The organism is Vibrio zhanjiangensis (assembly GCF_030161235.1).
Lineage (GTDB): Bacteria > Pseudomonadota > Gammaproteobacteria > Enterobacterales > Vibrionaceae > Vibrio > Vibrio zhanjiangensis.
The window spans coordinates 77,882-92,423 of sequence record NZ_BSPW01000073.1; the positions used below are offsets into that span (position 1 = coordinate 77,882).

The 14,542-nt window shown below is 43.2% G+C and carries 14 protein-coding genes; 4 read left to right on the plus strand and 10 right to left on the minus strand.

Features of this window, described 5'->3' with window-relative positions; all coding sequences use genetic code 11:
* Positions 1-29 precede the first annotated feature (29 nt).
* Complete coding sequence (locus QQK21_RS16145) at positions 30-608, plus strand: DNA-3-methyladenine glycosylase I (RefSeq protein ID WP_284193213.1); 579 nt, start codon at positions 30-32, stop codon at positions 606-608.
* 43 nt (positions 609-651) lie between these two features.
* Here the strand turns inward: QQK21_RS16145 and QQK21_RS16150 are convergent, their stop codons facing one another.
* The 6 genes from QQK21_RS16150 to cls all read right to left on the minus strand — a co-directional run bounded on the left by QQK21_RS16150 (position 652) and on the right by cls (position 6,613).
* The gene (locus tag QQK21_RS16150; RefSeq protein ID WP_284193214.1) at positions 652-954 is read right to left on the minus strand and encodes a type II toxin-antitoxin system RelE/ParE family toxin; all 303 of its coding nucleotides are present in this window, start codon (positions 952-954) and stop codon (positions 652-654) included.
* Entirely contained in the window at positions 942-1,199 is a 258-nt protein-coding gene (locus QQK21_RS16155; RefSeq protein WP_284193215.1) for a type II toxin-antitoxin system Phd/YefM family antitoxin, read from the minus strand. Before QQK21_RS16155 ends, QQK21_RS16150 begins: the two co-directional genes overlap by 13 nt.
* 510 nt (positions 1,200-1,709) lie before the next feature.
* Positions 1,710-2,564: a lipase secretion chaperone gene (locus QQK21_RS16160; protein ID WP_284193216.1), complete on the minus strand. Its 855-nt coding sequence runs from the start codon at positions 2,562-2,564 to the stop codon at positions 1,710-1,712.
* Between the two features lie 10 nt (positions 2,565-2,574).
* Positions 2,575-3,501 carry an esterase/lipase family protein gene (locus tag QQK21_RS16165; protein ID WP_284193217.1) on the minus strand — a complete coding sequence of 309 codons (927 nt, stop codon included), beginning with the start codon at positions 3,499-3,501 and terminating at the stop codon, positions 2,575-2,577.
* Positions 3,502-3,841: 340 nt separating this feature from the next.
* Positions 3,842-5,035 (minus strand): cystathionine beta-lyase, encoded by a 1,194-nt coding sequence (locus QQK21_RS16170; RefSeq protein WP_284193218.1) that lies wholly within the window; start codon positions 5,033-5,035, stop codon positions 3,842-3,844.
* A gap of 123 nt (positions 5,036-5,158) precedes the next feature.
* Complete coding sequence (gene cls, locus QQK21_RS16175) at positions 5,159-6,613, minus strand: cardiolipin synthase (RefSeq protein ID WP_284193219.1); 1,455 nt, start codon at positions 6,611-6,613, stop codon at positions 5,159-5,161.
* A 399-nt stretch (positions 6,614-7,012) separates the two neighbouring features.
* On the opposite strand from cls, the gene QQK21_RS16180 reads away from it, so the two are divergent.
* The 3 genes from QQK21_RS16180 to QQK21_RS16190 all read left to right on the plus strand — a co-directional run bounded on the left by QQK21_RS16180 (position 7,013) and on the right by QQK21_RS16190 (position 10,226).
* Positions 7,013-8,446: a sodium-dependent transporter gene (locus QQK21_RS16180; RefSeq protein WP_431313131.1), complete on the plus strand. Its 1,434-nt coding sequence runs from the start codon at positions 7,013-7,015 to the stop codon at positions 8,444-8,446.
* A 121-nt stretch (positions 8,447-8,567) separates the two neighbouring features.
* The gene (locus QQK21_RS16185) at positions 8,568-9,260 is read left to right on the plus strand and encodes a TIGR01621 family pseudouridine synthase (protein WP_284193221.1); all 693 of its coding nucleotides are present in this window, start codon (positions 8,568-8,570) and stop codon (positions 9,258-9,260) included.
* 15 nt (positions 9,261-9,275) lie between these two features.
* On the plus strand, positions 9,276-10,226 hold the full coding sequence (locus QQK21_RS16190; RefSeq protein ID WP_284193222.1) for a class I SAM-dependent methyltransferase: 951 nt from the start codon (positions 9,276-9,278) through the stop codon (positions 10,224-10,226).
* Here the strand turns inward: QQK21_RS16190 and QQK21_RS16195 are convergent.
* The 4 genes from QQK21_RS16195 to QQK21_RS16210 are packed head-to-tail and all read right to left on the minus strand — an operon-like array spanning position 10,219 to position 14,298.
* Positions 10,219-10,824 carry a CDP-alcohol phosphatidyltransferase family protein gene (locus QQK21_RS16195; RefSeq protein WP_284193223.1) on the minus strand — a complete coding sequence of 202 codons (606 nt, stop codon included), beginning with the start codon at positions 10,822-10,824 and terminating at the stop codon, positions 10,219-10,221. The genes QQK21_RS16190 and QQK21_RS16195 overlap by 8 nt on opposite strands.
* Entirely contained in the window at positions 10,817-11,464 is a 648-nt protein-coding gene (locus tag QQK21_RS16200; RefSeq protein ID WP_284193224.1) for an ATP-binding cassette domain-containing protein, read from the minus strand. The genes QQK21_RS16195 and QQK21_RS16200 overlap by 8 nt, the downstream gene beginning before the upstream one ends.
* Positions 11,430-13,136, minus strand: coding sequence for an ABC transporter permease (locus QQK21_RS16205; protein WP_284193225.1), 1,707 nt, complete (start codon positions 13,134-13,136; stop codon positions 11,430-11,432). Before QQK21_RS16205 ends, QQK21_RS16200 begins: the two co-directional genes overlap by 35 nt.
* A gap of 19 nt (positions 13,137-13,155) precedes the next feature.
* Complete coding sequence (locus tag QQK21_RS16210; protein ID WP_284193226.1) at positions 13,156-14,298, minus strand: ABC transporter substrate-binding protein; 1,143 nt, start codon at positions 14,296-14,298, stop codon at positions 13,156-13,158.
* Positions 14,299-14,542: the final 244 nt, after the last annotated feature.

Below are 14,542 nucleotides of genomic sequence, written 5' to 3' on the forward strand. Positions count from 1 at the left end.
GCGCTACTAATAAGAAGTAGGAAAGAAAAATGGATACCACATGCGCTTGGGCGATGAATCATCCGCTCGAAAGAGACTATCACGACAGAGAATGGGGCGTTCCCGTTTATGACGACCGAGTGCTGTTTGAGTTTATTACCCTAGAAGGCGCGCAAGCGGGTTTGAGTTGGATCACGATTTTGAAAAAGCGAGCAGGTTACCGCGCGGCATTTCAAAACTATGATATCGACAAATTAGCCAAGTGTGATGAAACATCGGTCGAAGCGATCATCGACCAATTTGATGTGGTTAAGCACAGAGGAAAAATCAACTCTGTTTTTAGTAATGCGCGTGCGGCAAAGGCGCTGATGAAAGAATATGGCAGCCTATCAAACGCCTTGTGGCAGTTTGTCGATGGCAAACCCATAGTCAATCATTGGAGTAGCATGGAACAAGTCCCCGTCTCCACCGAGCAATCCAAAGCCATGAGCAAATTTTTAAAAAAGCATGGTTTTAAATTCGTTGGCGAAACCATCTGTTACGCTTTTATGCAAGCCGTCGGTATGGTCAACGACCACTTAGTGGCATGTCCAAAGAGAGGGAGTGGGCTGAGAGACTCAGAGCCATGAGGCGTAGATAGGTTCCGGTCATGTTTGCCTCTATCTCTTGGAGCTATCGTTTACCCAACAGGAACTTCCTCAAATCTCTTTCTGAGCGCATAACGTGCAGAATAAATACCTTGTCATCTTCTTGTTTGTAGAAAATACGGCATGGATTAACAATAACCTCACGATAGCTTAAATGCTTGAGCTCAGCAGCAATGCGTCCAGATTGAGGAAAAGCTTCTAGGCGTTCTACTTTGGAAAATATTGTTTGAACCAACCGTTTTGCCATTTGAACATTTTCAAGTGCGATGTATTCAGCGATATCATTCAGATCAGATAGTGCAGGATCAGTCCAAATTACTTGAGCCATTTTGCCATTTTGTCCTTGGCTTCTTGATGACTGACAAATTTACCATCTGCTAATGCTCGTTCACCCCTTGCAATCCCTTCAAGAATTTCTAATCGATTCTGCATAAATTCATAGTCTTCAACGTCGATTAAATACGCTGAGGGCTTACCATGTTCGGTAATCAAAACAGGTTCTTTTGTATCGTGGAGATCTGCAAGAATTTTAGTTGCTTGACGTTTGAGTGAGGTAACGAGTTCTACTTTCATAACAGCAGCTCCAAAGAAACATAAAAGTGATACTATTCTATCACTTTGAGTATAGCAAGCGTTGCCCCACAGTGAAACTGGAACAATTGAAGCACCAATCATTCTGGAACGAGCATGTAAATATACCAACAGCTGATAGAACTTATGACCAGCATTAGCAAAAACTTGGAATTGAACGCAGCACAGGTTCAAATATAAAGTATATAATCAATATGAAACTTTGTTACTATTGATGGGTGAGTTTTGTAGCCCATGATGGAATTGTAGGGAGCTCTAATCCAGGCCTTTAAACTTTATCGTGCCTAAGCGATTATACAACTCTTACTGTTAGTCTTATTTGTGTGCTAGCGATATATAACTATACACATGTACTCTCAGATAAAGGGGATATATCGTTTGCTGGAACACCCACAGGACATCTACCAATGACGGGCAAAAAGTACGTTATCGCTCATGGTTTATATTATTGATTTTTCGATATTTATTGGCATTTTCGGTCATGCGGCCAAATCACTGCTGATCATAAATACGCTCTAGTGCTTCAACTCTTCGCCATTGCTTAGTATCAAAGCTTTGCTGCCTCAGTTCAGCGATTTGGTCGTGTTTAAGGTCGTCAGATAAGCTTGGCGAAGAAAGGATGTCTTGTCTCTTTTGTAGGTAGTTTTCCAAGCTTTGGTTAAATATTTCTCTTTGTTGGTCAAGTTGTTCAAGTCTGTGCGCACCTTCTTCACCGACGAGATTCACTCGGGTTAAGTATTTGTTTTGTTGATCTTGTTTAAGAGATTGATTGAGTTGTGCCATCAGCAAGTTATCTCGTTCGGCGCGTTGAATATAGTCTGGTTGACTAGCTAGCGTTTCTTGCAGCAGTTGCGCTTTGGAATCTGGGTCTAAGTCGCGGGTGTTGATGTCCATCTTGTCAATGGCCAGTTGGCGCAGGCGATTTTCTTCATCAAACAAGAGGGTGATTTGCTGCGGGGTAAAATATTGGTTTTGCAGATCTAGGATTTGTTGATTGATTTGCTCTAAGGCCAACAAATTGAGAGTTTGGAATCCATTTGGTTCTAATTCAGCCAGTGCCGTCTTATAAAGGATGAAGGTTTCAAACAAATCCTCATCAATGGTTAAGTCTTTCTCATGGTGTGAGGCTGAAAATAAACGCTCTCTGATTTGGGTAAGATCCTGTTCGCCTATGCTGGTTAACGTGTAGTCGAGAAGATCTCGTGCTGATGAGGTGTCTACTTGGGTATCGGCTTGTGATGGTGACTGAACCGTTTGAGGCGGTTGGACTTGGAAATCGGATTGAAAGTAAGCCACTCCAGCCAATATGGAGAGAATACCAAGAGAGTTTAGAGTGGCGACTTTCATCGATGCTGTCCTATAAACCTTGCAATTTCAAACGATTAGCATGTTGTCGATATAAAGAAACAGGGTCAGTTTCAAACAGATGGTGAATACCGAGTAGCCCATTGGTTTCATCGAGATGGTTCATGCGATAGTCATTTCGGATCACTTGACCTAAGTGCGAGCTGCACACATCAACCAAGCCATCATTGGGCTCACCAAACGCAAGGCCGAGAATTGCCAAAGGAGTATCAATCGGGTCAAATAAGTTGGTGAACGAAGAAGCGCCAGTCCAAGAGTAATAGTAGACCCCATTATTTTCTAGAAACTCACCATGGCCACATCGAGTTGTTGGTACTCCTTGAGGATGATGTTGATTAAATCTGGCCAAACCTTGTGTTGTCAATGCATCTAGGGTTGCTAATGGGTCTTGTTCCAGATCTTGTCCTCCCGATAAAAGTCCAAGAAGGGTAGTGAGGCCTGTCGACAACTTTACTGCCAAAGCTTCTAGTCGTGAGTCTCTAGGCACTGTATTGCGTACTAAGTCTGCGACTTTAGAACCTTTGTTGACACCACCAATGCTGGTGACAGAAGCAACCAGATCAGGTCTTACAGAAGCAACATAACGAACCGTAGGGCTGCCTTGGCTATGACCGAACAGGTTTACTTTCTCAGCACCCGTTGCCGCGAGTAAGAGTTCAACTTGCTCAAGTAGCTGTTCTCCTCGTACCTCAGAGCTGTTGGTTGCAGAGACTTGTGCAACATAAACACTCGCTCCGTCACGGGTCAGTGCGTGCGGAATACCATAAAAGTAGTCAACGCCAGCTAACGTATTGAAACCAAACAGTCCATGCACTAAAACAATCGGGTATTTGGTTTGAGTATAACCACTTGCGTGGCTGATAGTGGGCAGCCCTATACACAATAAACAGAGCAAAGTGAGAATAAGTTTGTGTTTCAAAATGAATCCCTTCTGGTTTGACCTCTGATGAGTAAATAAACATTAGAAGAGGCAAAGCGTTATGCGAAGTTTAGGCTTCATTCTGCCTTGATAATTGCGGATTGAAAAACAAAAACAACACAAACTATTAACATTAATTTAACTTTTTTGCTTTTTGATAAAAGATTCAATAATATCAGGGTGTTAATTTGAATTTGCTTTCGTTTCTTTGGTGTGAAATTGGGCATTCACTCGGAGTAAGGTGGCGCAATATCAAGATATTTTGCTAGAAAAGTGATCAATTGGAAGGGGGCAAGATGGTCCGCTGATTAAAATCGCTATGTCCATCTTGCTGATTGGTTTATTGATCTTGAATGCTTGCCTGATAGCGTTCTAGACCTTGCTCTAAATCGGCGATGAGATCGTCAACATTCTCCAAGCCGATGTGCAGCCTTATTAGGGTTCCTTTAAAATTTGGATTGGCAACACTTCTCAGTTTGTTAAAGCTTTTTGGTTCGTTAGCCAATATTAGACTCTCGAAACCACCCCATGAATAGCCCATTTTGAAATGCTCCATACCGTCTAATAGGGCAGTGGTGGCCGCAGGAACACTATTGTGCAGAACAAAAGAAAACAGGCCATTCCCTCCTTGGAAATCGCGCTGGAAAAATGCGTGTCCGGGGCACGTTTCTAAAGCAGGGTGGCGCACATGATCAACCTCTGGCCTTGTTTGTAGCCATTTAGCGACCTTTAAGCTGTTTTCAGCATGCTGCCTCAGGCGTACATCCAGAGTTCTTAAACCGCGAAGGCCCAGATACACATCATCGGGTGAGACACACTGGCCCATGAGATAGCTTTGTTCTCTGAGTTGATCCCAGTAGTTTTGATTGGCGACTGCAGTGCCAAGCATTACATCGGAGTGACCGACAATATATTTCGTTGCGGCTTGGATAGAGATATCGACCCCGTGTTCAAAAGGGTTGAACAGCACACCGGCTGCCCAAGTATTGTCCAGCATGACAATAATATCGTGTTTATGGGCGATTTGGGCCAGAGTGGGGACGTCTTGAATCTCCATTGTGATTGACCCTGGCGACTCCAAGAAAAGTATTTTGGTATTTGGCTGAATGAGATTTTCGATATCTTCGCCTATCACAGGATCGTAGTAGGTGGTTTCTACGCCCATTTTTTTCATCACCTTATCGCAAAAATCGCGAGTAGGTTCATAACAGGTATCGACCATTAAAATGTGATCGCCTGTTTCAATAAATGAAAGTATCGAATTGGCTATCGCGGCGGTGCCACATGGATACAAAGCGCAGCCAGTACCACCTTCCACTTCAACCATTGCTTCTTGAAACGCAAAATGAGTGTGAGTACCGCGTCTTCCGTAGAAAAGTTCTTTATTCGCTCGATTTAGCGTTGCATGATGTTTGTCGGCGACGGTTTCAAATACAATAGTCGAGGCGCGTTGGATAGGGGGATTAACCACACCTTTGGTCCACTTTTGTTTGCGTCCAGCGGTGATTAATTGAGTTTGCTTGCCTTTAGGCATTGGAAGTCCTTATCGATAAATGCATTGCTTTATTTAAACCACGGCAATGCATGAATATCAAGCGGCTAGCTAGGTTTTCTCTATATTATTGCGCTATTTGTAATTATTTAATGCTATTGATACCTAGAGCAAAGGGCTAAATTGGTAATAAACATGTTCAAGAAAACGAGAATAGAACGAACGTTTTTTCCAATCCTTTAGCATGACTTCATGCGATGACTTGATATAACTTTCTTGTAAGCGATACATTTGTTGCGTGAAGTCTTGATCATCGATTGCTAGTGTCAGTTCGAAATTGAGCCAAAGGCTTCGCATGTCCATATTGACAGTGCCAACAAGGCAGAATTGTTGATCGATCACCACCGATTTTGTATGAAGCAGTCCACCATAAAATTCAAAAATCCTAACACCAACTTTTAATAGCTCGGCATAAAATGCTCGTGATGCCCACTGGACCATTAGCGAATCGTTTTTGTGTGGAATAATCAGTTCGACCGCAACGCCACGTTGGGCGGTCAACTTTAAAGTTTCAAGCAAACTGGCACTGGGAACAAAGTATGGGGTAGTAATCCGTACTGATTGATTGGCTTGGTTAATTGCGAGAGTCAGTACTTGAGAAATCAAATGATCCGGCATGCCTGGCCCTGACGGTACAACCTGTATCGGATGAGGTGCATCATACGTGCTTAACTGAGATGTTGGCAATTGAGGAAGGGCACGTGAGCCTGTTTCCACCTCCCAATCCCAACAATGTATGGCAGACAGCACATTGACCGTAGGACCTGTGATTCGCACCATAATATCAATCCATTGGCCTACGCCAGACCCTTGTTTGAAATAAGCTGGATCAACGAGATTCATAGATCCGGTGTAGGCAACTTTGTCGTCAATCACAATGATTTTCCGATGCTGACGCAAGTCCAAACGTCTCAAAAATATCCTCCAAGGGCTCACTTCAAGGGCTTGAACTATTTCAATACCTGATGACTTCATCATTTTTACCCAATGGCTGCGGAAGAATCTAGGGCTTCCTGCTGAGTCGAGAAGCAATTTAACTTCCACACCTCGCTTAGCTGCTTGGATCAATGCCGATGAAACAGCATCCGCTAAGCCACCTGGGTGCCAGATGTAAAATACCATACGAATACTCGCTTGCGCATTCTCGATATCATCAATGATGGAGTGAAGAATTTTCTCTGGTGAGCTTTGTAGTGACAAGGTATTACCACTGAGTGCAGGCAATCCAAGACGGTTGTTACAAAGTTCATCAATTCTGTAGATATGCCGACCAAAGTTTTTCGGATCATGGGCATGACAGTCGTTGAGCTTGGTAAACCAATTGACAAAAGGGGTGAGCATTTCTCTCGCTCTTTCCGCTCTCTTTCTACCTAGATTGAGTTCACCGAATAGGAAATAGCAAATGACTCCGACGATGGGAATGATATAAATGATCATTAACCAAGCCAGAGAAACACTGACTGCCCGTCTTTGGAAGACAACCCGTAGCGTAACACCAGCGACGAGTAACCAATATATGGCCACTCCCGCGAGGGTTAAAAAGTGATAAAACTTTTCCATTCAATGTCTACTTAAATCAATCAATTGGGTTAATGAGAAAACATGCTAGATAGTAAAGCGAGTTGGCACCCAGAACAATAAACATTTATTTATACCTGATTGCTTTGTGTTGTGTGATCGATGCAGAAGATGAATAACTAGGATGACTTGCTTAAAATGTTAAAAATGTGTTAACAATAGATATAACAGAGAAGAGATGGCTAAAAAACAACCAAACAACTGTCTTTAATGTTAATTATGTATTAGTTTTTATAGAATGGCCTTCCAATTGTAATCCTAAACTGTTTTACTTACCACTTTGTTAGCGTCACATAAAACTTTTTTGTGTGTAAAATAATTTGTACAATCAATTTTCGACGCCTAACGTATGTAAACACAATTTAATGAGTAAATGGAGTAATCGTGGATACGACTACAAGTACGCAACCCCGAGATACTTGGGGTTCCAAATTAGGCTTCGTGATGGCTGCTGCTGGTTCTGCGGTTGGTTTAGGTAACATTTGGAAATTTCCCTACACTGCAGGCGAAAGTGGAGGCGGTGCATTTGTTGCGATATATCTGGTTTTTGTCATTTTTATCGGCTTTAGTGTCATGCTGACAGAATTCGCAATCGGTAGAAAAACAGGCTTGTCTGCGGTAGGTGCCTTTAAGTCTACTGACCGTAGATGGACGTTTACTGGGGTAATGGGTGTTGTTAGTGGCTTACTTATCATGGGATTTTACCCTGTGGTTGGTGGCTGGGCTTTAGCTTACATCTTCAAAGTGGGTGGTGGCCTACTTAATGAGCCAAGTACCATTGGTGATAGCTTTGGTGGCTTTATCTCCGATCCTATCCAGCCAATTATGTGGATGGGCATTTATCTCCTGATGAATGTTGTCATAGTAATGAAAGGTATTTCAGGTGGTATTGAGAAGGCGGGTAAAATCTTAATGCCTCTGCTCTTTCTGATCTTGGTTATTGTGTCAGTAAAAGGTCTTATGCTACCGGGAGCGAGCGCGGGACTTGAGTTTTTGTTTACTCCAGATTTTTCTAAAGTGGATAGCAATGTTGTGCTGGCCGCTTTGGGTCAAGCCTTCTTCTCTCTTAGTCTTGGTATGGGTTGCATGATGACCTACGGCTCTTATCTTAAGAAGAAAGAAAATCTAGTCCAAACGACAGGCTTGGTGACTGCTATGGATACTGGCGTGGCAATTTTAGCTGGTATTGCTATGTTTCCTGCTATGTTTGCCTTTGGTATGGAACCAGCTGCAGGACCAGGACTGGTGTTCGTTGTTGTACCACAGCTATTTGCTGAAATGGGTGGCGCAATCGGTATTCTTCTCGCCTTACTGTTCTTTATTGGCTTGACCGTTGCAGCATTGACTTCATCAGTATCACTTTTGGAAGTCGTGGTTTCTTATCTAATCGATGAAAAAGGAATGAAGCGTTCAACGGCTGTGCTTTCTGCAAGCACGGTTATGTCAGTACTGTGCGTTTTCGCTTCTCTATCATTGGGCGGTGTAGGCCCAACATTATTTGGCACTGGTGCTTTTGATGTGTTCGATCTGCTGACGGATAAAATTTTCCTAGCGGTTGGTGGTATGTTGGTTTGTATCTTTGCTGGCTGGCGCTTAAACCGAGCTGATCTTGAAAAAGAAGTGACCAACAATGGTGAAGTTGCATTTCCATTGTTCGGTCTTTGGTACAACCTCGTTAAATATATTATCCCTGTTGCTATCGCGATTGTTGCTGTTATGGGCATCAAATCGGGCTTTGACAGTGGCAAGGGAGCCATTATGTTAATTGGGATTGGCATGTTCGTCATTGCGGGTTTATTTTCAAAGAAAATGTAATCTAGTATTGTCATATGCAATGGAAGTTGGGGAGCATGATGCTCCCCATTTTTGTATCAAGCACTGGTATTAGGTGGTGTAGCAGGTATACTCGTTAATCCCCAGTAGAATGCCTTGTTTTATGTTTGATATTCTTTTTTGCCACCCAGACTTTGTTGTCATTAATAAACACCCTAACGTATCTGTTCATAAAGATGACGGCGATTCTATGCTATTGCAAGACGTCGCCAAATCCATTGATGAACAGCAGTTATATCTGGTGCATCGATTGGATAAGATGACTTCTGGTCTTCTGTTATTGGCGCGGAATCATTTAGCAGCTCGTGAACTATCGGAACTCTTTGCCAAGCGTAAAATTGAAAAATACTACTTGGCGATTGGTAGTAAAAAGCCCAAAAAGAAGCAGGGGCTGGTTAAAGGCGATATGGAGCGCTCGCGTCGGAGTTCATGGAAATTACTGAATGCTCATACAAATCCCGCTATTACACAATTCTTTTCTTCTCCTTCAGAACCCGGAGAGCGTCTCTTTATTTGCAAGCCTTATACTGGGAAAACACATCAAATCCGTGTTGCTCTTAAATCCGTAGGTTCCCCCATTGTTGGTGATAGGATCTACAATCCCACCAATCAGGCGGATAGAGGATATCTACATGCTTTCGCTCTGAGGTTTGATTTTCAAGGACAAAGCTTTAGATTTGTCTGTGATCCCAGAGAATATGTTGGTCAAGGAGATAAATGGCGGTCTGAGAGTGTCAGTATCGGGATACAAACTTGGCTTTGCCCATGGGATTTACCTTGGCCACAGATAAAATAACAATAGGAATTGTCTATGCAGGCTTCGCAGCTGCCCACTTTTTTTTCACATATTACTCAAGAATTATTAAATGCACCTGATGAAGTTCGGCGTTTATTTCATGGTAGAGGGAGAGTATATGCAGGTTTAGAGCAGATAACCTGCGATTGGGTCGATAGCCAGCTTTTAATTAATGTGTTTAAGCAGGTTGATAATCAGTTTATTGAAACGTTAAAGGCGGGCATCCGTGCGCTATCTCAAACTGAGTTATGGTGTGATAAGGGGGTGACGTGCGCGGCCATTCAACATCGTTATCTAGATGGTTCTCCGTTAGAGGTTGTCGTTGGTCAGCTGAATGAACGGCCTGTTGTAGTGGAGTCTGGATTGAAGTACCAACTCAATATCGGGCGAAACCAAAATTTTGGCTTGTTTCTCGATATGCGTATGGGGCGAGATTGGGTTAAATGCCATGCAAACGATAAAAAGGTGCTCAATCTGTTTTCTTATACATGTGGATTTTCGGTAGCGGCTATTGAAGGAGGTGCAACCCAAGTGGTCAATGTGGATATGGCAAGAGCGTCTTTAAATACGGGGCGCGATAACCATAGACTTAATCGACACAACCTGACCGAAGTGAAGTTCTTAGCTTACGATATCTTTAAGTCATGGGGAAAAATAAAGAAGTTAGGGCCGTATGACTTAGTGATTATCGATCCTCCTTCCTTTCAGAAAGGAAGTTTTGCGTTGAGTAAAGACTACATTAGAATTTTGCGCCGGCTACCTGAGTTACTCACCGAGACAGGCCAGGTACTTGCTTGCGTAAACTCACCACAAGTAGGTAGTGAGTTCTTGATCACCAGCATGCAAGAAGCCGCACCGCAGTTAAAATATAGAAGCCGCCTTGATAATCCAGCGGAATTCTCTGACATAGACAGTGATGCCGCGCTCAAGGTGATGTTATTTGAGCAGAATGGCAGTCCTACTTAAGAGTTTGAAAGCCGGAGTAAATACGTGTCAATGCAGTAAACCAGCATGCAATACCAAAAATAACCGCGATGAGTGGGAAATATTGAGGTAATAGACACATAGCAATGAAGCAGGCGATCGTTTCTGTGCCTTCTGTCAGACCACTCATGTAGTAAAGTGACTTGTGTTTATAAACGGGGTTTTCAATACCCCGTTTACCAGCCATGACTGCAAATGCGAGAAAACTAGAGCCTGTACCAATAAAAGAAAAAATAAGAAATGCCCCCGCTACCGCATTTTGCTCGGGATTTGCGACGACAAAACCAAATGGGATCAGAGAGTAGAAGAGGAAATCTAGACTAATGTCCAAAAATCCTCCCGCATCAGTGATCCCTTGGCGTCGTGCTAGTGCCCCATCCAAACCATCACATAGTCGGTTAAGAAGAATGAAAAGCAAAGCCAATTCAAAGTGAGAAAAATACAAAGCGGGGAATGCAAGAGTACCTAAGCCAAAGCCGAAAAGTGTGGTTTGGTTTGCCGTTACACCAAGCTTATCCAACCCCGCGGCAAGCAAGGATAATGGAGAACGGATGACTTTTATACTGAATCTATCAAGCATGAGATTGACTCCACGGCCACTCAAATACTCGACCATTTTGGGGAATGTCATCATGATCATGTGTCACCATGATGGTTGGAATATTCGCCTCTGATAATTGCATCATGACCCAGTCTCTAAATTGCTGTCGGAGTTCTTTATCCAGTTTGCTAAAGGGTTCATCGAGCAGAGCAAGCTCCGGTTTGGCGAGCAGCATCCTGACCAAACTAATACGTGCTCGCTGCCCTCCTGATATTTGGTCTGGAAAAGACTCGGCTAATGGTGAAAGTTCTATTTTTTTGAGAGCAGACATTGCCTCGTGATATCTTTGTTTTCCTTTTACTTTATTTGGTAGCGCGAACGCTAAGTTTTGCCAGACATTCAGATGGGGAAACAGAAGATCATCTTGAAAAAGAATGCCGATGTTTCTTTGATGCGGTTCTAGCACAACTAGATTGTTACCATTGAGTTCAATGCTCCCTGAATGGCAAAATTCAGAACTTAAGTGACCAGCAATCAGGCTCAAAAGAGTCGACTTACCGCAGCCACTTGGCCCCATTAAACAAATGACTTCTCCACAAGATGCGGAGAATGTGACATCTGATAGGAGTACCTCTCCATTAGTTTTATAGATGGCGATGTTTTCTAATGACAGCGTCATGTGAAACCTTATCCTTCTTGACTTTCTCAATGCATGGGCGGCGGTTTGCAATGGCGCTCATGCCAATAGCGATCGTGAAAAAAATAAACGGCAGTAGTGCCTGCCAAACGGCGTAGATAGCGGTGACTCGCCTATCAAAACCGCTCGACAAAGCGACAGCTTCTGTTGTTATGGTCGTGATTCTTCCGCCACCTAGCATCAGAGTGGGTAAGTATTGAGCCAAACTTACACTTGCACCTATCGCCCAAGCATACCAAATGGCAGGGAGTAGCAGTTTGGCTTTTACTTTAAAGAACACCATGATAGGAGCATGACCTAAACTTTGTGCTATCTGGGTATATTGGGTGTTATAGCTTTGCCACGGACCATCTAAAGCGAGATAAACTAGGGGAAAGGCAAAGAACACATGTGACCACATCACCCAGATATAATAGCTGCTATCCGACAGATACAAGCTCGTGATTTGAATGCCAAATAAGATAGAAAGCTGAGGAATCAGCATAGGCAGTGCGATGATGTACTTGGGTAAGTGCACTTTAAGTTTTAGTCGACATTCATGTGCGATAATGCTTAATACCAATCCGGTACATGCTGTGGTCAAAGCGAGAAAAAGGCTTTGGCCAACGGTGGGTAGGATGTTGTGCCACTCGTTAATCCAAAATTGAAGGCTATAACGAGTTGGTAGTATGTCGGGGAAGCGCCAGCGCTGAGCAAAGCTCCAAATGATCATTAGAGGTAACATTATGCCCGCTAACACGAGTGAAAAACAGAACAAGCTTTTACCTGGAAGACTGACGCCGTAGCGGCCAGAGAACTGCCACTTACCAAAAGGTCCAACCAAAGTCTTTTCTATTGTGACCACGAATATGAGTAGCACACTTGCGATGAGAAATAACATCACGGCTCCTGAGGCGGCTCTGGGGATGAGAGAGAGAGCTGGGTTGCTGAACCACTGCCATACTAAAACAGCAAGGGTGGGAGGATTCGTCGGGCCTAGGATAAGGCTGAGATCCACCACCGAGGCCCCATAAGCAACCACGGCAAAAAGAGCAAAGCGCATTTTCACTAACCAGAGAGGAAGCATGGCTTTCCACCACATTTGGGTAGGGGTGTAACCTAAAGAGGTGCACACTTTGTGGATTTGATTGACTTTAAGTTGCTGCAGTACAGGAATGCTCATTAAAAGCAGAAAAGGGATCTCTTTCAACGTCAATGCAATCGTTAGTCCCAGCGCGTATGGGTCATGTACAAACCATGCTGGACTATGTGTGTCGGGAGTATAGGAACTGGCTTGAGTAATTAAGCGTGAAATCATACCGGTAGGAGCGAAAAGAAACGCAAAGCCAATAGCGAATGCGACATGAGGCATTGCCATCAGGGGAGCAAGTAATGCCTCTGCTTTCGACCAATGTTTTCCCAGCCACAGTTTTTGCAAAATTGCAAAGCAGATAATGCACGCAAGATAAGTACTAACTACGGAACTAGACACAGTCAGTAGAATTGATTTGTCGATTCCCGGCCAAGAAAAAAAAGCCACATAATTATCGAGTGACAATTCAAAAAGACCGACAGGAGGGACGTATCCCAATGACGACAGGAATACACCCAATAAACCAGGAATCGTCGGCACTATGCAAATAACGATTAATATTAAGTAGATAATTCTATACATCAGGCTAAATCATTGAACACTAATTACCATAGCGCTTTTGCCATTCACTCTCTAAGGCAGCTTGCCAGCTTGGGTGTGGCTCTGAAATCGACTTAAACAAAGTGGTTTTTTGGGCACTTCCTGTAAGGAATTGGTTGCTGAGTACAGAAGGGTCTCCCCAAATGGAAATATCGCCTTTTCTCGATTGTGCCTCTGAACCCAGTAAAAAATTGATCGCGACAAGTGCCCCTTCTTTGGCGTTAGCATTCCATGGAATGGCCAAAAAGTGGATATTTGACAGAGCGCCAGCATCCATTGCATAAACCGCAGTGCTTTCTGCAAGGTTTCCACTTGCTTGTGCAGAATAGACGGAGTTAGGGTTAAAGGTGATAGCGAGATCCAATTGTCCGTCATCGAGTAATTGTACGGTTTCCGCTGCGCTTACTGGAAATTGTTTTCCTTGACGCCAAGCCACTTTATGAAATTCATCTAAGTATTTCCATAAAGGCTGTGTTACTGCATCAAAGTCTACGTTTTCGACAGGCTTTTGTAGAGAGGGGTCACTGTTAGTGAGTTCAATAAGTAATGCTTTAAGAAAGCTTGTTCCATGGAAAGCGGGAGGGCGAGGGTAGCTTAACTTATTTGGAAATGCTTTGGCGTAGCTAAGAAGTTCGTTGAACGAAGTTGGTGGGTTGTTTAATTTTACCTTGTCGTGAATAAATACAAGTTGACCGACGCCCCAAGGTGCTTCAAGGCCTTCTGTAGGCTCAGAAAAATCACTTGTTATAGGCAATGTTTGGTCCACTTTTGTCCAGTTTGGTAAACGCTCTACGAAAGGACCGAAGAGCAATTGGTTTTGCTTCATCGACTTAAAATTCTCTCCATTTATCCAAACCAAATCGACACTGCCTTGAGTATGTTTTGAGGCCGCTTTTTCAGCCAGTAAGCGCGCTGTGGTTTCTGCGATATCGGTAACTTTGACATGCTTGAGTGTTACACCGTATTGAGTTTGCAATGTTTGATCTGCCCAGCGAAGGTAGTTATTGATCTCTTGGCTACCTCCCCATGCATGAAAGTAAACGGTTTGCCCTTTGGCCTTTTGCACTATTTCTTGCCAGCTCGTTTCCGCACAAACACTAAGAGATATAAGTAAACAGGAGAAAAATGTGGTCAGCTTAGTCATTAGAGAGCCTTATTAAATCAAATTACCGACATTGTGATAGACCGTTCTATCAATGGCTTTCATTCATTATGACGGAAAAAATTTATTTTTTTTATATATTTGAAGTGATAATCGGCAAAGAAGATCTGTTGACAGAGTAGTAAACCATGTTGAGGGGATATGGTTTGTGACTTAGATGTCGAGGTGTAGTGGTCAACTAAAATTGGCCACAGTTTTGTAAGTTTCCCAGTAAAGTCTCTCCGAC

Excerpts from the sequence above, each read along its gene's own strand:
- QQK21_RS16195 (WP_284193223.1), bottom strand. The coding sequence starts at position 10,824 with ATGCTTGATAGATTCAGTATAAAAGTCATCCGTTCTCCATTATCCTTG.
- cls (WP_284193219.1), bottom strand. The coding sequence starts at position 6,613 with ATGGAAAAGTTTTATCACTTTTTAACCCTCGCGGGAGTGGCCATATAT.
- QQK21_RS16145 (WP_284193213.1), top strand. The coding sequence starts at position 30 with ATGGATACCACATGCGCTTGGGCGATGAATCATCCGCTCGAAAGAGAC.
- QQK21_RS16155 (WP_284193215.1), bottom strand. The coding sequence starts at position 1,199 with ATGAAAGTAGAACTCGTTACCTCACTCAAACGTCAAGCAACTAAAATT.
- QQK21_RS16150 (WP_284193214.1), bottom strand. The coding sequence starts at position 954 with ATGGCTCAAGTAATTTGGACTGATCCTGCACTATCTGATCTGAATGAT.
- QQK21_RS16170 (WP_284193218.1), bottom strand. The coding sequence starts at position 5,035 with ATGCCTAAAGGCAAGCAAACTCAATTAATCACCGCTGGACGCAAACAA.
- QQK21_RS16190 (WP_284193222.1), top strand. The coding sequence starts at position 9,276 with ATGCAGGCTTCGCAGCTGCCCACTTTTTTTTCACATATTACTCAAGAA.
- QQK21_RS16205 (WP_284193225.1), bottom strand. The coding sequence starts at position 13,136 with ATGTATAGAATTATCTACTTAATATTAATCGTTATTTGCATAGTGCCG.
- QQK21_RS16200 (WP_284193224.1), bottom strand. The coding sequence starts at position 11,464 with ATGACGCTGTCATTAGAAAACATCGCCATCTATAAAACTAATGGAGAG.
- QQK21_RS16185 (WP_284193221.1), top strand. The coding sequence starts at position 8,568 with ATGTTTGATATTCTTTTTTGCCACCCAGACTTTGTTGTCATTAATAAA.
- QQK21_RS16160 (WP_284193216.1), bottom strand. The coding sequence starts at position 2,564 with ATGAAAGTCGCCACTCTAAACTCTCTTGGTATTCTCTCCATATTGGCT.
- QQK21_RS16210 (WP_284193226.1), bottom strand. The coding sequence starts at position 14,298 with ATGACTAAGCTGACCACATTTTTCTCCTGTTTACTTATATCTCTTAGT.